The following is a 17,173-nucleotide window of genomic DNA, read 5'->3' on the forward strand; positions in this document are numbered from 1 at the left end:
GGCTCCTTTGTCCGAAATCCCTTAAAGGGTTTGCCTCGCGAGATAAACTGCCGCGCCTGGCTGCATCGACGTTGCGGGCTATAATCATTCACTCGGAACACTGCAGGCACCCCGGGAGCTTACCTAAGCAATTGCCCTGTCTGCAGGCAATTGCTTACAGACGCATTCCCCGGTAAAACCAAGGCGCTCCCACTCGGTGCTGGGGGCAGGGAGGCAGCAAGTTGAATTCCCGGCAGGACAGCGGCAGCAACAGGCTGGACGACGCGGCGCGCGCCGGCTGGCTCTATTATGTCGCCGGCAACACGCAGGACCAGATCGCCTCGACGCTCGGCATCTCACGGCAGACGGCGCAGCGGCTGGTGTCGCTGGCGGTCTCGGAAGGGCTGATCAAGGTGCGTGTCGACCACCCGATCGCCAATTGCCTCGACCTCGCGGCCCGACTGAAATCGCGCTTCGCGCTCGATCTGGTCGAGGTGGTGCCGAGCGATCCCGCTTCCTCCTCCACCATCGGCGTCGCCGTGGCGGCGGCCGCCGAGATCGAGAAACGGCTGCGCTCGCCGACGCCGATCGTCATGGCGATCGGCACCGGCCGCACGCTGAAGGCGGCAATCGAGCAGCTGCCGCCGATGGAATGCCCGCAGCACAAGGTGGTGTCGCTGACCGGCAACATCTCGCCCGACGGTTCGGCCGCCTTCTACAACGTCATCTTCACCATGGCCGACAGGGTCAAGGCTCGCTCCTTCCCGATGCCGCTGCCGGTCATCGCCTCCTCGCCACAGGAGCGCGAGATGCTGCTCAGCCAGCCGATGATCCAACCGACGCTGGCGCTTGCCGCGGAAGCCGACGTCACCTTCGTCGGCATCGGCGATCTCGGCCCCAAGGCGCCGCTTTACGAGGACGGCTTCATTTCGGAGAGTGAATTGAAAGCGCTGCAAAAGGCCGGCGGCGTCGCCGAGATCGTCGGCTGGGTGTTCGATCGCGAAGGCCGGATGATCGAGGGCATCACCAATGACAGGGTATCGTCGGCATCGTTGCCGTCGCGCGAAAAATCACTGGTGATCGCGCTCGCCATGGGCGAGCGGAAGCTGCCGGGCATCCTTGCGGCTGTGAACCGGCGGCTGGTCAACGGCCTCATCACCGACGAGCGGACCGCCGCCGCCTTGCTGGGCGCCAGCTGATTTGCGATAAATGCAGCAAGGCTATTTGCGCCGGCCGTAAGGATCGTTGCCGTCGAGAAAACCCATGTCGCGCTGCAGATGCGGCGGCAATTCCCTGATGTCGAGATAAGCCCGTTTCCTGGCTCCGTGCCGCGCCAATCCCCGCGCCAGTCGCAAAAACCAGCCTTGGCCCGGCGTCAGAAATAGCTTTTCCTGTACAATGGTCATGATCGTCAGCCTTTGTTATGTCTGGCGCATGACCCCGAAAATCGATATCGATTTTTGGAAAGGATCATGCGCAAAATCAAAATGGCTACAGCGTTCTTTGCGCGTCCAAAAGGACGCGCGGCGCTGTAGACGAGAGTGATCGTCGACCTCAAATATCGGCCGGATCGGCCCTTGCTGCCAATCAAACGTCAATCACGGCCCATAAGGAGGACTTATGCCTGAACTCAAGTTACGGCAGGTCTCACAACTCCCTCCGCTTCAGGCGATCCGGGTGTTCGAGGCGGTGGCGCGGCATCTTTCCTTCACCAAGGCAGCCGGCGAGCTTGGCATGACGCAGGCGGCGGCGAGCTATCAGATCAAGCTTTTGGAAGAGCGCGTCGGTGCGCCTTTGTTCCTGCGCCGGCCAAGGCAGATCGTGCTGACCGAGGCGGGACAACGCATGGCGCCTGCGGTCAGCGAGGCGTTCGCCTTGTTGGGTGGAGCCTATGCCGCGGCGCGCAGCGGCGCCGACGGAGTACTTTGTGTCTCGACGCTGTTGACCTTTGCCTCGAACTGGCTGGCGCAGCATCTCGGTTCGTTCCAGGTCGCGCATCCGTCGCTGGCGGTGCGTCTCGATACATCGAACCGCCTCGTCGACTTCGCCCGCGAAGACATCGACATCGCCATCCGTTCGGGCGGCGGAAACTGGCCGGGCGTCGAGGTGCACAAGCTTTTCAATGCGGACTTCACGCCGATGCTGAGCCCGAAACTCGCGGCGACCATCGGCGGGGTGAACGAGCCGGCCGATCTGTTGCGCCTGCCGATCCTCGACCCTGGCGACGTCTGGTGGCGGGACTGGTTTATCGCCGCCGGCCTGCCGGTCGAGGAACTGGCCAAGCGCCCCGGCTCCAGCATGGGTGCGCAGGCCTATGAGGCCAACGCCGCGATCGCCGGGCAGGGCGTGGCGATCGTGACGGCCGCTCTCTTCAAGGCCGAGCTTGCCGATGGCCGCCTGATCCAGCCTTTCGATCTGGTCGGCGACGACGGCCACGCCTATTGGCTGGTCTATCCCCAGGCGCGGCGCAACGTGCCGAAGATCCGCGCTTTTCGCGAATGGATCCTGGCTGAGATTGCCGGCCAATAGTCGATAATCCACCCGGTCAAGCGGGCACCGACATCCGGCCTGTTCGCGCGCAAAAATCCTCCGGAGCAAGATCCGCACGAGGCTGCGTGCTGCGCTGCAGCAACGAATCCGGCTTGACATAATTCATGCGAGGTGAGTAATTGCTCACAGCCAAAGCAAATGCTCAGCTTGGTCCATGGGAGGAATTTTGATGAAACTTCGCACGCTCACCCTGGGTCTGTTGTCGGCCAGCACCCTCGCGTTCGCCGCGCATGCCGAATCCATCACCATCGCCACCGTCAACAATGGCGATATGGTCCGCATGCAGACGCTGACCGACGATTTCACCGCCAAGAACCCCGATATCCAGCTGCAGTGGGTCACGCTCGAGGAGAACGTGCTGCGCGAGCGCGTCACCACCGACATCGCCACCAAGGGTGGCCAGTACGACGTGATGACCATCGGCACTTACGAAGTTCCGATCTGGGCCAAGCAGAGCTGGCTGCTGCCGCTCGACAAGCTCGGCGACGACTATGACGTCAAGGACATCATCCCGGCCATTGCCGGTGGCCTGTCGGTCGATGGCACGCTTTATGCAGCACCGTTCTATGGCGAAAGCTCGTTCGTCATGTACCGCAAGGACCTGATGGAGAAGGCCGGGCTGACCATGCCCGACGCGCCGACCTGGGACTTCGTCAAGCAGGCCGCCGAGAAGATGACCGATCGCGCCAATGGCGTGAACGGCGTCTGCCTGCGCGGCAAGGCCGGCTGGGGCGAGAACATGGCCTTCCTGACCGCCATGTCGAACTCCTTCGGCGCACGCTGGTTCGATGAGAACTGGAAGCCGCAGTTCGACCAGCCCGAGTGGAAGAACACGCTGCAGTTCTATGTCGACCTGATGAAGGCCAATGGCCCGGAGGGCGCATCTTCGAACGGCTTCAACGAAAACCTGGCGCTGTTCCAGCAGGGCAAGTGCGGCATGTGGATCGACGCCACCGTCGCTGCCTCCTTCGTCTCCGACCCGAAGAACTCCACGGTCGCCGACAAGGTCGGTTATGCGCTGGCGCCCGACAATGGCCTGGGCAAGCGCGGCAACTGGCTGTGGGCGTGGTCGCTGGCCATTCCCGCCGGCACGCAAAAGGCTGACGCCGCCCAAAAATTCGTATCCTGGGCAACCAGCAAGGCCTATCTCGAGCTCGTCGCAGCGAAGGAAGGCTGGGCCAATGTTCCGCCGGGAACGCGCACCTCGCTCTACGCCAACCCCGAGTACCAGAAGGCGGCGCCGTTCGCCAAGATGACGCTGGACTCGATCAACGCCGCCGATCCGACGCATCCGACCGTCAAGCCGGTGCCCTATGTCGGTGTCCAGTTCGTTGCCATCCCCGAGTTCCAGGGCCTTGGCACCACCGTCGGCCAGCTGTTTTCGGCGGCACTCGCCGGCCAGACCAGCGTCGACGACGCTCTGAAGCAGGCCCAGGACGCCGCCACCGCGACGATGACCGAGGGCGGTTATATCCAGTAGGCTCCTCCCGGTGCCGAAAGCCGGTTGCCCATCTTAACCGGCAGGGGCCGCCCGAATCCCAGTTCGGGCGGCCACCTTCACAACACTGAAAAATTTGGCTGACCTTTGAAGGGTGACCGTCATGGCTACTCAGCAGACCCGTTCGCTTGCCCGCTTCATGATGGCGCCATCCGTGGTGCTGCTGTTCGTCTGGATGATCGTGCCGCTGGCATTCACCCTGTGGTTCTCCTTCCAGCAGTACAATCCGCTCAACCCGATCCGCGACGGGTTCGTCGGCTTCTCGAACTACGCGCTTTTCTATTCCAATCCGGCATTCCTGCAGTCGATCCTCAATACGCTTATCCTCGTGGCCAGCGTGCTTTTGATCACGGTGATCGGCGGCATCCTGCTGGCGCTGCTGATCGATCAGCCGATGTGGGGACAGGGCATCGTCCGCATCCTCGTCATCTCTCCGTTCTTCGTTATGCCGCCGGTCGCCGCGCTGGTCTGGAAGAACATGATCATGCATCCGCAATACGGCGTCTTTGCCGACATTGCGCGCTTCTTCGGCGGGCAGCCGATCGACTGGTTTGGCCAATACCCGATGCTGGCGATCATCATCATCGTCGCCTGGCAATGGCTGCCGTTTGCGACGCTGATCCTGTTGACCTCCCTGCAGTCGCTCGACGGCGAGCAGAAGGAAGCCGCCGAGATGGACGGCGCCGGTTTCGTCAGCCGCTTCATCTATCTGACGCTGCCGCATATGTCGCGCGCCATAACCGTCGTCATCCTGATCCAGACGATCTTCCTTCTGTCGGTCTATGCCGAGATCCTCGTCACCACCAATGGCGGCCCGGGTTACGCCTCCACCAACCTGCCCTTCCTCGTCTACCAGAAGGCGTTGCTGGAGTTCAAAATCGGCCAGGCATCCGCCGGCGGTATCATTGCCGTCATTTTAGCCAACATCGTCGCCTTCTTCGCCATGCGCGCGGTCGGCAAGAACCTGGACAAATAAGGGAGGAAACGATGGCACGGGCGCTGAACCACCCCCACTCCGTCCCGCTGCGCGGGACACCTCTCCCCCTGCCCGGGGGAGAGGAAACGCCTGCATCGAAGCCGCGCCCTTCCTCTACCCCGTCGATCGGGGGAGAGGTGGTTTGCGCAGCAAACCGGAGTGGGGGTCGACCCTGCCGCCAACGTCGCCGATACGGGAGGACCTGACCATGGCACGTGCAGTCAGCACCCAGCACAAGACGATCGCGACCGCGGCCGCCTGGATCGTCGCCCTGCTGATCTTCTTCCCGATCCTTTATACGATCATCACCTCGTTCAAGTCGGAGCAGGAGGCCATCCAGGGCTTCAACCTGTTTCCGTCGGGAACCACGGAAAGCTACACCGCGGTCGAGGCGCAGAGCGGCTACTTCAAGTTCTTCCTCAACTCGGTGTTCCTGTCGGTCGGCTCGACCATCCTGGCCTTGCTCGTCGCCATACCGGCGGCCTGGTCGATGGCGTTCTCGCCGGGCAAGTGGACCAAGGACATCCTGATGTGGATGCTTTCCACCAAGATGATGCCGGCGGTCGCCGTGCTGTTCCCGATCTACCTGATCTTCCGCGATACCGGATTGCTCGACAGCCGCATCGGCCTGATGATCATGCTGATGCTGATCAACCTGCCGATCGTGGTGTGGATGCTCTACACCTATTTTCGCGAGATCCCCGGCGAGATCCTGGAAGCGGCGCGCATGGACGGCGCATCGCTCTGGAACGAGATCGTCTATGTGCTGACGCCGATGGCGGTGCCGGGCATCGCCTCGACGATGCTGCTCAACATCATCTTGGCGTGGAACGAGGCGTTCTGGACGATCCGGCTGACCACCACCGAGGCCGCGCCGCTTACTGCCTTCATCAGTTCCTTCTCAAGCCCGCAAGGGCTGTTCTGGGCCAAGCTTTCGGCGGCCTCGACGCTGGCGATCGCGCCGATCCTGATCATGGGCTGGTTCAGCCAGAAGCAGCTGGTGCGCGGCCTGACGTTTGGCGCCGTGAAGTAACACCGCCGCAAGCGATGAACGACGGACAATAACCCCTCGGGGAGGAAATCATGGGAAACATCACGCTCAAGCACGTCTCCAAGTCGTTCGGGTCGACGATCATCATTCCGGGCATCGACCTGGTCATCGAAAACGGCGAGTTCGTCGTCTTCGTCGGCCCGTCGGGCTGCGGCAAGTCCACGCTGCTGCGACTGATCGCCGGGCTGGAGGACACCACCGCCGGCACCATCAACATCGACGGCCGCGACGTCACCGGCGAGGCGCCGGCCAAGCGCAAGCTGGCCATGGTGTTCCAGTCCTATGCGCTCTACCCGCACATGACCGTGGCCAAGAATATCGCCTTCCCGCTGAAGATGGCGGGCGAGGACCAGGCGACCATCGATCGGAAGGTCAAGGACGCGGCACGCATCCTGAACCTCACCAACTATCTCGATCGCCGCCCCGGCCAGCTCTCCGGCGGTCAGCGCCAGCGTGTCGCCATCGGCCGCGCCATCGTGCGCCAGCCATCGGCTTTCCTGTTCGACGAACCTCTGTCCAATCTCGACGCAGCACTGCGCGGCACCATGCGGCTGGAGATCAGCGAGCTGCATCATCAGCTCAAGACGACGATGATCTACGTCACCCACGACCAGGTCGAGGCGATGACCATGGCCGACAAGATCGTCGTGCTCAACGCCGGCAACATCGAACAGGTCGGCTCGCCGATGGAGCTCTACAAGACGCCGAAGAACCTGTTCGTCGCCGGCTTCATCGGTTCGCCCAGGATGAACCTGATCGAAGGCGCGCCGGCGGCCAAACATGGCGCCAAGACCGTCGGCATCCGTCCCGAGCATATGAACATCTCGACGACTTCAGGCGAATGGAAAGCCACGGTCGGTGTTGCCGAGCATCTCGGCTCCGACACGTTTCTGCACGTTCAGGCCGACGGTGTCGGGCCGCTGACGGTGCGCGCCGACGGCGAACTGGCCGCCCATCACGGCGACACGATCTATCTGACGCCGGACCAGACCAAGCTGCACCGCTTCGGCGCCGACGGAAAGGCGATGTTGCAATGAGGCTCGAGGGTAAATCGGCGCTGATCACCGGATCGGCGCGCGGCATCGGCCGGGCGTTCGCCGAAGCCTATGTTCGCGAGGGCGCCACGGTCGCCATCGGCGACATCAATCTCGAAGCTGCGGAAAAGACCGCTTCGGAGATCGGCGGCAAGGCTTACGCCGTGAAACTGGACGTCACCGATCTCGCTTCGATCGAGGCGGCGGTCAAAGCGGTCGAGACAAGGGCCGGCGGCCTGGACATCCTGGTCAATAACGCCGCTTTGTTCGACCTGGCGCCGATCGTCGAGATATCGAAGGCAAGCTACGACAGGCTGTTTTCCGTCAATGTCGCCGGCATGCTGTTCATGTTGCAGGCTGCCGCCCGCTCGATGATCGCGGCGGGCCGGGGCGGCAAGATCATCAACATGGCGAGCCAGGCCGGGCGCCGCGGCGAGGCCCTGGTTGCCGTCTACTGCGCTAGCAAGGCAGCCGTCATCTCACTCACCCAGTCGGCCGGGCTCGACCTGATCAAGCACCGCATCAACGTCAACGCCATCGCGCCCGGCGTCGTCGACGGCGAGCACTGGGACCATGTCGATGCGCTGTTCGCCAGATACGAAAATCGGCCGAAGGGCGAGAAGAAGCGGCTGGTCGGCGAAGCCGTGCCTTACGGCCGCATGGGCACGGCGCAAGACCTCACCGGCATGGCGGTGTTCCTGGCCAGCGATGACGCCGAATACATCGTCGCCCAGACCTACAATGTCGATGGCGGCCAGTGGATGAGTTGAACTTTCCTTCTCCCCTTGGGAGGGCTTTGCACGGGGGCCGAAGTTTGGCGCAGATGGCGCATGGGGCGTTTTTTGAAACGCAATCAGGCCACATTGGCCCGGTTGCAGGCCTCGGGGGCCCAATTGGGCCCCCCCTCGGCGGATTTTGGGCAGACTCCGCCCCCTCATGCCGGCTTCCTCACCGCGAAGAGGACGGCGGCCGCCCGTTGCAGATTGTAGCCGCAGCCGGCAAGCACGCACTGCGTCCGGTTGGTCGCCAGGTTGAAGAAGCGCAGCCGCCGCATGCCGTAGTGCTGCTTGAACACCGCAAACGGCCGCTCCACCGCCGCCCGCACCTTGGAGATCAGCCGGTTGCGCTGCTTCTGGCGCGGCGTCAGCGGATGGTGCTTGTTGGGCCGATGCATCAGCCGGTCCTTGATGCCGGCCTGCTTAAGCCGGGCGTGCCGGGCATGGGTGTAATAGGCCTGGTCGCCATAGGCCGCCTCCTCGTCGCCGCAGATCAGCATGTCGGCCGGCTCGGTGTCGGTGATCGAAGCATCGGTGAAGTGCATCCGCCGGATCAGCGTGTGAGCATCGTCGACGCCGTTGTGCACCTTATAGCCGAACACCGTCTTTTTGCCCTTGCGTCCCCAACGCGCATCGGGGTCGGCCGATGGCCGCGCCGACGTCTCCTCACCCTTCTTCGGCTTCGCCGGCGGGCGGGCGGCGGCCTGCATGAACGATGCATCAATCAGCGTGCCCTGCTTGAGGATCAGGCCCTTCTGCTCAAACTGCCGGGTGATCTCATCGAACACCCGATCAATCAGCCCGTCGCGCTTCAGCTCTTCGCGGAAGCGCCACAGCGTCGAATGGTCCGGCGTGCGGTCCGACAGGCTGAAGCCGGCAAAGCGGCGGAACGACAGCCGGTCGCGCAGTTGCATCTCAAGGGCGGGGTCGCTGAGATTGTTCCACACGCCCAAAAACAGACAGCGCAGCAATGTCTCGGCTGGATAGCTGGTGTTGCCCTTGCCCGGCCCGCTGCGCTGACCAAGAAGTGCCCGGATCGGCATCCAGTCGATGACCGTCGCGATCTGGTCGAGCTGCGTCGTATCCGACAGCGCCAGCGCATCCGCCAGGCTCAGTTGACCAACAACACGATCGACCATCCGAATCATCTCCCTCTCTTCCTTACCCCCGGAATCATCAATCCGATTCTGTGCAAAGGCCTCCTTGGGGGAGAAGGTGCCGAGTGAAACGAGGGTGGACGGGGGGTGTTCTGATGCAGCACTTCGTCCAGCACCCCTCAACCGTCTCGGCGCTGCGCGCCGATCCACCTTCTCCGAGCCGAAACAAAAAACGCCCCATGCGCCATCTGCGCCAAACTTCGGCCCCCGTGCAAAGCCCTCACAAGGGGAGAAGGTCAGGCAGGCGCAGGCGCCGCAATGAGAAGGCGTTTGTTAAAATGACCGTAAAACTCTCATCGGCGGCACTGTCCCGCCTGCCGGAAAAAGTCGTCGGCCCGAAATACGATCGCGCCGCGCTCAGGGCCGGCATCGTGCATTTCGGCGTCGGCAATTTCCATCGCTCGCACCAGGCCGTCTATCTCGACGACCTGTTCAATGCGGGCGTCGGCCACGACTGGGCACTGGTCGGCGCCGGCGTTTTTGAGGGCGAAAAGGTCGGCCGCGGCAAGTTGCAGGAACAGGAGTGGCTGAGCACCGTGGTCGAGCAGGATTCTGGCCACATGAGCGCCCGCGTCACCGGTGTCATGATCGACTTCCTGATGCCGGGCGACGCGGCCGCGATCATAGCGCGGCTTGCCGACCCGGCGATAAGGATCGTTTCGCTGACCATAACCGAGGGCGGCTATTTCATCGATCCGGCATCGGGCGTGTTCAACCCGACCCATCCCGACATTGTCGCCGACGCGCAGCCGGGAGCATTGCCGAAGACTGTCTTCGGCATCATTCTTGCCGGGCTGATGCGCCGCCGCGACGACGGCATCGTGCCCTTCACGATCATGTCCTGCGACAACATCCCCCACAACGGCCATGTCACCGCCGATGGCGTCATAGGGCTCGCGCGGCTGATCGACGAGAAACTGGCGACCTGGGTGAGCGAGAACGTTGCCTTTCCCAACGGCATGGTCGACCGCATCACGCCGGCCACCACCGACCGCGAGCGCGGCATTCTGTCGAGCGAGTTCGGGCTCGAAGACAATTGGCCGGTATTTTGCGAGCCGTTCAGGCAATGGGTGCTGGAGGACCATTTCACCAACGGCCGCCCGCCGCTGGAAAAGGTCGGCGTGCAGTTCGTCAGCGATGTCGCGCCCTATGAGCTGATGAAGATCCGCATCCTCAATGGCGGCCATGCGACCATCGCCTATCCGGCCGGGCTGATGGACATCCATTTCGTCGACGAGGCGATGCAGGAGCCACTGGTGCGCGGCTTTCTCGACAGGCTTGAGCACGACGAGATCATCCCGACGGTGCCGCCGGTGCCGGGTACCGTGCTGGAGGACTATTACCAGCTCATCGAGCACCGCTTCTCCAATCCGAAGATCGGCGACACCATTCGCAGGCTTTGCCTCGACGGCTCCAACCGGCAGCCGAAATTCATCATCCCGACCATCGCCGACCGGCTGAAGGCCGGCAAGGGCGTGGCCGGCCTGGCGCTGGAATCGGCGCTCTGGTGCCGCTATTGCTTCGGCACCACGGATTCAGGCGCGGTCATCGAGCCCAATGATCCAAGCTGGGACCGGCTGCAGACGACCGCCAGGGCGGCAAAGGCTGCGCCTGCCGCCTGGCTAGCCATGGAGGATATCTATGGCGAGGTCGGCCGCTCGACGCCGTTTGTCGAGGCCTTTGCCAAGGCGCTCGAGGCGCTCTGGGCCGATGGCGCACGTACGACGCTGACGCGCTACCTCGCCGGCAATCTCTAAGATCGGCTCAATGCATGTCCCCGCCGATGAGGGCCCTGCAATGACGCCTGACCTGGTCATTTTCGACTGCGACGGCGTGCTGGTCGACAGCGAGGGGCTGTCCGTTTCGGCGCTGCTTAGCATGATCACGCTTGCCGGCGGCAGTGTCAGCGAGGATGCCGCTTATGAGCATTTCCTCGGCAAAAGCATGAAAAGCGTTCGCGAAATCCTCGGTCGCGACTTCCGACTTGATATCACCGACCAGCACCTGAGCGCGATGCGCGTCGGGCTGATGCGCAAATTTCGCGACGAGCTGAAGCCGATCCCCGGCATCGGCCAGGTTCTGCCGAGGCTTACCGTGCCATGCTGCGTTGCTTCCTCCGGCACGCTGGATCGCATCCGCTATGCGCTCGACGTCACCGGGCTGCTCGGGCTGCTCGAGCCGCATCTGTTCAGCGCCGCCATGGTGGCGCGGGGCAAGCCGGCGCCGGACCTTTTTCTCCACGCAGCCGCCAAAATGGGAGCGATCCCGCAAAATTGCGTCGTCGTCGAAGACAGCCCCGTCGGCGTCGCGGCGGCACGGGCGGCGGGAATGCGTGTCCTCGCCTTCACCGGCGGCTCGCATGCCGGCAACCCGGCACTGAAAGCGCGGCTTGCGTCGAGTGAACCGGACTTTATATTCGCTGACATGCTGCAACTGCCCGATCTGATTGCAGGCCTGGGAGCGAGAGTAAGAACATCTTGACGAACAGTTTCGTTTGCGCGGTCGATGTCGGCACCGGGAGCGCCCGTGCGGGCATTCTCGACACCGGAGGCACCTTGCTCGGCCGCGCCGAGCATCCGATCCTCATGAACCGGCCGAAGGCCGATCACGCCGAGCACGATTCGCAGGATATCTGGTCGGCGGTCTGCATTGCGGTGCGCGCGGCCAATGAAAAAGCCGGCGTGGCAGCGCAGGACATCGTCGGCATCTCCTTCGACGCCACCTGCTCGCTGGTGGTGCGGGGCAAGGATGGTGGCCAGGTCAGCGTCTCGGTATCAGGCGAAAGGCGCTGGGACACCATCGTCTGGCTCGATCACCGCGCCATTGCCGAGGCCGATGAATGCACCGAAAGCGGCCACGCCGTGCTCGACTATATCGGCGGCGTCATGTCGCCGGAAATGGAGACGCCGAAGCTGATGTGGCTGAAGCGCAACCTGCCCGCGACATGGAACGAAGCCGGCTATCTATTCGACCTCGCCGACTTTCTCAGTTGGAAGGCAACCGGTTCGCTTGCCCGCTCGCAATGCACGCTGACCGCCAAATGGACCTATCTGGCGCATGAAGAGACCGGCTGGCGGCGCGACTTCTTCAAAGCCGTCGGGCTCGGCGATCTTTTCGAGCATGGCAATCTGCCTGACAAGGCCAGCCCGGTCGGCGCCGATATCGGCCGGCTGAGCAAGCAAGCCGCAGCCGAGCTTGGCCTGACCGAACAATGCCGGGTCGGCGCCGGCGTCATCGACGCCTATGCCGGCGCGCTCGGTGTGCTCGGCGGCTTCGCCGGCGACGAAACCAACATCGGCCGGCATCTGGCGCTGATCGCCGGCACTTCGAGCTGCGTCATGGCGATGTCGGCCGACCCGCAGCCCTTTGCCGGTGTCTGGGGCCCGTATTATGGCGCGGCGCTTCCCCGGCTTTGGCTGTCGGAAGGCGGCCAGTCGGCCACCGGCGCGCTGCTCGATCACATCATCCGCTGGCACGGCGCCGGCGGCGAGCCGGACGCCGCCATGCACGCCAGGATTGCCCGGCGCGTTGTCGAGTTGCGCGCCATAGAGGGAGAAAATCTGGCCGGAAGGCTGCATGTGCTGCCGGATTTCCACGGCAACCGCTCGCCGCTCGCCGACCCGCATGCCGTCGGCGTCATCAGCGGGCTGACGCTGGATTCCTCCTTCGACAGCCTGTGCAAGCTGTATTGGCGCACCGCCGTCAGCATTGCGCTGGGCGTGCGCCATGTGCTGGAAGCGCTGAACGAGAACGGCTATCTGATCGACACGCTGCATGTCACCGGCGGTCACACCAAGAACCCGCTGCTGATGGAGCTTTATGCCGACGCCACCGGCTGCACGGTGGTCGAGCCGCTGGCCGATGAGGCGGTGCTGCTCGGCACCGGCATGATCGCCGCCACCGCCGCCGGACTTTTTCCCGATTTGAACGCCGCCTGCGTCGCCATGCAGCAAGGCGGCAAGACGCGAGAGCCCAATTCGACGGCCGCCGGCCGGTTCGACCGCGACTACCGGGTGTTTTTGGAGATGCACCGGCAGCGGCAGGCGCTGGATGCGATCAGGTAGTCTCGAATGGCCTGCAATGCGTCTGCTATCTCTGATTCCATCGCCGGATAATTGGCTCGCCAAGGTCGTGCTCATAACCGAGCACGCTTGTGCTGGCGGTGTCCAGCACGAACAAGGCGCCATCTTGCGGCGGCAGGCCGAGCCAGCGCGCGGCCAGCACCCGCAGGAAATGCGAGCTTGAAAACACCAGGACATTGCCGTTGACGGCGCGCAATTCATTGACGATCCGATCGGCCCTCGCGCCGACATCCTCTGCCATCTCGCCGTCAGGGCAGCCGTCGCGAAACAGACGCCAGCCGGGGCGCTCGATGAGGATCTGCTTCGTGGTCAGTCCCTCGTAGGCGCCGTAATCCCATTCCGCCAGATCGGCCTTCTTCACGCCGGCCGAACCGAAGCCGGCCAGTGTACAAGTCTTGAAGGCGCGCTGCGACGGGCTCGACCAGACAGCCTGGAACGAAAGCCCCTGCAACCGCTCGGCGACCCGCCCGGCGGCCGCCTCGCCGGCTGGCGTCAATGGTATGTCGGTCAGGCCGGTGTGCTTTCCCGACGCGCTCCATTCCGTCTCGCCATGCCGAACCAGGTAGATTTCGGGAAACGCGCTCATCCGCATGCCTTTCGATGGAATCCGATGTGATGCCCGCTCGTGAGATCGGGCAACGACGCGATCATAGCGGCTTCTGCGCTCTCTGGCTCAACTCTTCCCCTGAGCCAGCCCCCTTGCCATAGCTGCCCATTTCGTGGACAAGCCGTGCGGATAATGCGGAATGCGGGCCGATCACGGCCATTTTCCGCGCTGAGACGCGGCTTCCGGCCCTTTTTGCCGACGCGCCGCAATCGGATAGGCGAAATAATGTCTGCGATCGAAGCCGGCGCGCGCGCGCCGGAAAATCTTTGGCGTCGGGAAATCAAGGCGACGCTGGCGCTCGCCTGGCCGATGGTGCTCACCAATCTCGGCCAGACCGCGATGACCGCCACCGATGTCATGATGATGGGGCGGCTGGGTCCGGACACGCTGGCCAGCGGCGCGCTCGGGGCCAACCTCTATTTCATGCCGCTGATCTTCGGGCTCGGCCTGATGCTGGCGACCTCGCCGATGATCGCCACGGAACTCGGCCGCCGTCGCCACTCGGTGCGCGATCTGCGTCGCACCGTGCGGCAGGGGCTGTGGCTGGCGATCCTCATCTCAATCCCGATCTGGATATTTCTCTGGTACGGCGAGGCCGTGTTGCTGGCCATGGGCCAGGAACCGGCGCTGGCGCATCAGGCCGGCATCTACCTGCGCTGGCTCGAATGGGCGGTGCTGCCGTTCTACGGCTATATCGTCCTGCGCTCGTTCATCTCGGCGCTGGAGCGGCCGGGTTGGGCGTTGGTCATCGTCTTCGTTGCCGTCGCCTGCAATGTGTTCTTCAACTGGGTGTTCATGTTCGGCAATCTCGGCGCCCCTTCGATGGGTATCGCCGGCTCGGGTCTCGCCACCACGCTGTCCAGCATGCTGATGTTCGCCGGCATGGCGGCGGTGGTGATGCTTGAGCAAAAATTTCGCCGCTACCAGCTGTTCGGGCGCTTCTGGCGGGCCGACTGGCCGCGCTTCAAGGGCCTGCTGCGGCTCGGCCTGCCGATCGCCGGCCTGCTTGCCTTCGAGGTGACGATCTTCAACGCGGCGGCCCTTCTCATGGGGCTGATCGACGCCGCCTCGCTCGCGGCGCATGCGATCGCCATCCAGATCGCTTCGATCAGCTTCATGGTGCCGCTCGGCCTCAACCAGGCGGCGACGGTACGCGTCGGGCTCGCCCATGGCGCCGGCAATCCGGAAGGGGTTTCCCGTGCCGGCTGGACCGCTTTTGTCATCGGCGTCTCGTTCATGGCGCTGATGGGGCTGGTGATGATCCTGTGGCCGCAATTGCTGATCAGCGCCTTCATCGATCTCGGCGACCCGGCCAATGCCACTGTGATCGGGCTTGCCGTGTCGTTCCTGGCCTTTGCCGCGCTGTTCCAGATTTTCGATGGCGCCCAGGCCGTGGCCGCCGGCATGCTGCGCGGCCTGCACGACACCCAGGTGCCGATGATCTATGCCGCGATCGGCTATTGGGGCATCGGCCTGCCGCTCGGCGTGCTGCTCGCCTTCCATTCCGGGCTCGACGGCGTCGGCATCTGGATCGGCCTGTCGTTGGGGCTGGCGGTGGTGGCGGTGCTGCTCCTGGCGCGCTGGCTGCGGCGCGACAGGATCGCGCCGCCGCTCACCTTTGGGCATTGACGAAAGCGGCTTCGTCCCGAGGAGGGCGAGTCGTCTATGGATATTTCGTCTGATTTGCACGCGCGGCCTGCGGGCTTAAGTCGCTTTGCAACTGCTTTGGCAGGGGAAGGCTTGAGCACCGCAAGTGCACCGCGCGGGCGAACAATTTTCGTTGCTTCTGCTGGTGCTCCTTGATGGCTGCTGCGAGCCCTAATCCGTACGGGCCAAGAAAGACGCCGGTCCCCCAGCCCGGCTGCTTTTTTTCGCGAGCGTCGTAGTCCGAAGCCTCCATGCGGGCTTGCTGGCATTCCGGCGACGCCCATTTCCGGTCCTGCTTCGAAAGCGACGCTCCATAGTCGACCGGAGAGGTCGCGCATCCAGCCGCTGTCGCGGCCAACGCGACGAACATTGCAATTCTCATCCCCAAGCCCTTGATAACGCATTGTGAGAGTACACAGAACTCTTCTTCCAACAAGGAGATAGCTCCGAAGAAGTGAAGAAGGCGTTCGAACGCCAAGCGCAGAGGCGGCTTGCTAGTTTGAAGTCGCCCGTCGTTCAAGCGAACGTGCATATTGCGTCAGCGGGAAGCACATGACGAAGAAGATCAAGGCGACCAGCCCATAGACGGTGAACGGCTCGAAGGTCGCATTGTTGATGGCGTTGGATGTCCTGACCAGTTCCTCGAAACCGATGATCGAGGTCAGCGCGGTCGACTTGATCAGCTGCACCAGGAAACCGACGGTCGGGGCGCGGGTGATCGAAAACGCCTGCGGCAGGATGATCAGCCTGAGTTCCTGCAGATAGTGAAGGCCGAGGCTGGCGCCGGCGTCCCACTGGCCGCGCGGCAGCGCATCGACGCCGCCGCGCCAGATCTCGGCGAGATAGGCGCTGGCGAAGAAGGTCAGGCCAAGCGCTGCAGCGGTCCACGGCTCGATGCGCAAGCCCAGCATCGGCAGGCCGAAGAACATCAGGAAGAGCTGCATGAGCAGCGGCGTGCCCTGGAAAAGCGCAATGTAGCCCGAGGCCAGCCGCCGCGCCCATTTATTCTTGGCGATCCGGAAGAACAGCACGAGCATGCCGACCACGCCGCCGCCGACGAAGGCCGCCAGTGACAGAAGCACCGTCCAGCGCGCGGCGAGCAGGAGGTTGCGGACGATATCCCAGAAGGTGAATTCGATCATGACACGCCGGCTCCCAGAGCGCGGCGGCCGCCGCTGACCAGCAGCCGGCGCAGCCCCATCGACAGGACGAGATAGACCATCGTCACCACGAAATAGGTCTCGAAAGCACGGAAGGTGCGCGCCTGCAGCATGTCGGCCTCGTAGGTCAGTTCGCGCACCGCGATCTGCGACACCACGGCGGACTCCAGCATCATGATGATGATCTGGCTGGTCAGCGCCGGAAAGATCACCTTGAGCGCTTGCGGCAGCACGATCTTGACGAAGACCTGACGCAGCCTGAGCCCAAGCGCAAGGGCTGCTTCCGTCTGCCCGCGCGGCACCGCGTCGAGCCCGGCGCCGACGATCTCGATCGTGTAGGCCGCCATGTTGAGCGTCATTGCCAGGATGGCGGCCAGCAGCGGATCGAGCCTCACGCCGATGCTGGGCAACCCGAAGAAGATGAAGAACAGCTGCACAAGGAACGGCGTGTTCCTGATAATTTCGACATAGACGCCGATTGCCCGCTTGAGCAGCAAGGGGCCGTTTCGCCGCCCTGCTGCGCCGAGGATGCTGAGGAACGTTCCCGCCAGCGTGGTCACGGCGATCAAAAGGATCGTCATGGCCGCCCCGCGCGCGATCGCACCTGTCGCATCGGCAAGCCAGCCGAAGTCGAGGCTGTAGCCCATGATAGGTCC

The 17,173-nt window shown here is 63.6% G+C and carries 17 protein-coding genes; 11 read left to right on the top strand and 6 right to left on the bottom strand.

What is annotated here, in order from left to right; translation table 11 throughout:
* Nucleotides 1-221: 221 nt before the first annotated feature.
* Nucleotides 222-1,178: a sugar-binding transcriptional regulator gene (locus BLT09_RS21240; protein ID WP_091596283.1), complete on the top strand. Its 957-nt coding sequence runs from the start codon at nt 222-224 to the stop codon at nt 1,176-1,178.
* Between the two features lie 21 nt (nt 1,179-1,199).
* Here BLT09_RS21240 and BLT09_RS21245 read toward each other — a convergent pair whose 3' ends face one another.
* On the bottom strand, nt 1,200-1,385 hold the full coding sequence (locus BLT09_RS21245; RefSeq protein ID WP_027152175.1) for a hypothetical protein: 186 nt from the start codon (nt 1,383-1,385) through the stop codon (nt 1,200-1,202).
* A gap of 214 nt (nt 1,386-1,599) precedes the next feature.
* On the opposite strand from BLT09_RS21245, the gene gcvA reads away from it, so the two are divergent.
* From gcvA to BLT09_RS21275, 6 genes are all read left to right on the top strand, one after another.
* Entirely contained in the window at nt 1,600-2,508 is a 909-nt protein-coding gene (gene gcvA, locus BLT09_RS21250; RefSeq protein ID WP_091596285.1) for a transcriptional regulator GcvA, read from the top strand.
* Between the two features lie 190 nt (nt 2,509-2,698).
* Nucleotides 2,699-4,009, top strand: coding sequence for an ABC transporter substrate-binding protein (locus BLT09_RS21255; RefSeq protein WP_023801519.1), 1,311 nt, complete (start codon nt 2,699-2,701; stop codon nt 4,007-4,009).
* 121 nt (nt 4,010-4,130) lie between these two features.
* Complete coding sequence (locus BLT09_RS21260) at nt 4,131-5,003, top strand: carbohydrate ABC transporter permease (protein ID WP_091596287.1); 873 nt, start codon at nt 4,131-4,133, stop codon at nt 5,001-5,003.
* 208 nt (nt 5,004-5,211) lie between these two features.
* Nucleotides 5,212-6,036, top strand: coding sequence for a carbohydrate ABC transporter permease (locus BLT09_RS21265; RefSeq protein WP_023801521.1), 825 nt, complete (start codon nt 5,212-5,214; stop codon nt 6,034-6,036).
* Between the two features lie 50 nt (nt 6,037-6,086).
* Nucleotides 6,087-7,091 carry an ABC transporter ATP-binding protein gene (locus tag BLT09_RS21270; protein ID WP_091596290.1) on the top strand — a complete coding sequence of 335 codons (1,005 nt, stop codon included), beginning with the start codon at nt 6,087-6,089 and terminating at the stop codon, nt 7,089-7,091.
* Nucleotides 7,088-7,858: an L-iditol 2-dehydrogenase gene (locus BLT09_RS21275; protein WP_091596292.1), complete on the top strand. Its 771-nt coding sequence runs from the start codon at nt 7,088-7,090 to the stop codon at nt 7,856-7,858. The genes BLT09_RS21270 and BLT09_RS21275 overlap by 4 nt, the downstream gene beginning before the upstream one ends.
* Before the next feature lie 164 nt (nt 7,859-8,022).
* On the opposite strand, the gene BLT09_RS21280 is transcribed toward BLT09_RS21275, so the two are convergent.
* Entirely contained in the window at nt 8,023-9,003 is a 981-nt protein-coding gene (locus BLT09_RS21280) for an IS5 family transposase (RefSeq protein WP_167366490.1), read from the bottom strand.
* Nucleotides 9,004-9,299: 296 nt separating this feature from the next.
* On the opposite strand from BLT09_RS21280, the gene BLT09_RS21285 reads away from it, so the two are divergent.
* Genes BLT09_RS21285 through BLT09_RS21295 form a run of 3 tightly spaced genes read left to right on the top strand, consistent with a single transcriptional unit; the run spans nt 9,300 to nt 13,085 of the window.
* On the top strand, nt 9,300-10,778 hold the full coding sequence (locus tag BLT09_RS21285) for a mannitol dehydrogenase family protein (protein ID WP_091596296.1): 1,479 nt from the start codon (nt 9,300-9,302) through the stop codon (nt 10,776-10,778).
* Between the two features lie 40 nt (nt 10,779-10,818).
* Nucleotides 10,819-11,502 (top strand): HAD-IA family hydrolase, encoded by a 684-nt coding sequence (locus BLT09_RS21290; protein ID WP_091596298.1) that lies wholly within the window; start codon nt 10,819-10,821, stop codon nt 11,500-11,502.
* Entirely contained in the window at nt 11,499-13,085 is a 1,587-nt protein-coding gene (locus BLT09_RS21295) for an FGGY-family carbohydrate kinase (protein WP_091596300.1), read from the top strand. Before BLT09_RS21290 ends, BLT09_RS21295 begins: the two co-directional genes overlap by 4 nt.
* Before the next feature lie 25 nt (nt 13,086-13,110).
* Here BLT09_RS21295 and BLT09_RS21300 read toward each other — a convergent pair whose 3' ends face one another.
* Complete coding sequence (locus BLT09_RS21300) at nt 13,111-13,689, bottom strand: histidine phosphatase family protein (protein WP_091596302.1); 579 nt, start codon at nt 13,687-13,689, stop codon at nt 13,111-13,113.
* 246 nt (nt 13,690-13,935) lie between these two features.
* Between BLT09_RS21300 and BLT09_RS21305 the strand changes: the two genes are divergently transcribed.
* Entirely contained in the window at nt 13,936-15,339 is a 1,404-nt protein-coding gene (locus tag BLT09_RS21305) for an MATE family efflux transporter (protein ID WP_091596304.1), read from the top strand.
* A 34-nt stretch (nt 15,340-15,373) separates the two neighbouring features.
* Here the strand turns inward: BLT09_RS21305 and BLT09_RS21310 are convergent, their stop codons facing one another.
* The 3 genes from BLT09_RS21310 to BLT09_RS21320 form a co-directional block, all read right to left on the bottom strand.
* Nucleotides 15,374-15,739, bottom strand: a complete 366-nt coding sequence (locus BLT09_RS21310; protein WP_091596518.1) for a hypothetical protein — start codon at nt 15,737-15,739, stop codon at nt 15,374-15,376.
* 112 nt (nt 15,740-15,851) lie between these two features.
* Entirely contained in the window at nt 15,852-16,499 is a 648-nt protein-coding gene (locus BLT09_RS21315; protein WP_027152165.1) for an amino acid ABC transporter permease, read from the bottom strand.
* Nucleotides 16,496-17,164, bottom strand: a complete 669-nt coding sequence (locus BLT09_RS21320) for an amino acid ABC transporter permease (protein WP_091596306.1) — start codon at nt 17,162-17,164, stop codon at nt 16,496-16,498. Before BLT09_RS21320 ends, BLT09_RS21315 begins: the two co-directional genes overlap by 4 nt.
* Between the last annotated feature and the right edge of the window lie 9 nt (nt 17,165-17,173).

Source organism: Mesorhizobium muleiense, assembly GCF_900099905.1.
GTDB classification, from domain to species: Bacteria; Pseudomonadota; Alphaproteobacteria; order Rhizobiales; family Rhizobiaceae; genus Mesorhizobium; species Mesorhizobium muleiense.

Excerpts from the sequence above, each read along its gene's own strand:
- BLT09_RS21245 (WP_027152175.1), bottom strand. The coding sequence starts at position 1,385 with ATGACCATTGTACAGGAAAAGCTATTTCTGACGCCGGGCCAAGGCTGG.
- gcvA (WP_091596285.1), top strand. The coding sequence starts at position 1,600 with ATGCCTGAACTCAAGTTACGGCAGGTCTCACAACTCCCTCCGCTTCAG.
- BLT09_RS21255 (WP_023801519.1), top strand. The coding sequence starts at position 2,699 with ATGAAACTTCGCACGCTCACCCTGGGTCTGTTGTCGGCCAGCACCCTC.
- BLT09_RS21260 (WP_091596287.1), top strand. The coding sequence starts at position 4,131 with ATGGCTACTCAGCAGACCCGTTCGCTTGCCCGCTTCATGATGGCGCCA.
- BLT09_RS21265 (WP_023801521.1), top strand. The coding sequence starts at position 5,212 with ATGGCACGTGCAGTCAGCACCCAGCACAAGACGATCGCGACCGCGGCC.
- BLT09_RS21270 (WP_091596290.1), top strand. The coding sequence starts at position 6,087 with ATGGGAAACATCACGCTCAAGCACGTCTCCAAGTCGTTCGGGTCGACG.
- BLT09_RS21275 (WP_091596292.1), top strand. The coding sequence starts at position 7,088 with ATGAGGCTCGAGGGTAAATCGGCGCTGATCACCGGATCGGCGCGCGGC.
- BLT09_RS21280 (WP_167366490.1), bottom strand. The coding sequence starts at position 9,003 with ATGGTCGATCGTGTTGTTGGTCAACTGAGCCTGGCGGATGCGCTGGCG.
- BLT09_RS21285 (WP_091596296.1), top strand. The coding sequence starts at position 9,300 with ATGACCGTAAAACTCTCATCGGCGGCACTGTCCCGCCTGCCGGAAAAA.
- BLT09_RS21290 (WP_091596298.1), top strand. The coding sequence starts at position 10,819 with ATGACGCCTGACCTGGTCATTTTCGACTGCGACGGCGTGCTGGTCGAC.
- BLT09_RS21300 (WP_091596302.1), bottom strand. The coding sequence starts at position 13,689 with ATGAGCGCGTTTCCCGAAATCTACCTGGTTCGGCATGGCGAGACGGAA.
- BLT09_RS21305 (WP_091596304.1), top strand. The coding sequence starts at position 13,936 with ATGTCTGCGATCGAAGCCGGCGCGCGCGCGCCGGAAAATCTTTGGCGT.
- BLT09_RS21310 (WP_091596518.1), bottom strand. The coding sequence starts at position 15,739 with ATGAGAATTGCAATGTTCGTCGCGTTGGCCGCGACAGCGGCTGGATGC.
- BLT09_RS21315 (WP_027152165.1), bottom strand. The coding sequence starts at position 16,499 with ATGATCGAATTCACCTTCTGGGATATCGTCCGCAACCTCCTGCTCGCC.
- BLT09_RS21320 (WP_091596306.1), bottom strand. The coding sequence starts at position 17,164 with ATGGGCTACAGCCTCGACTTCGGCTGGCTTGCCGATGCGACAGGTGCG.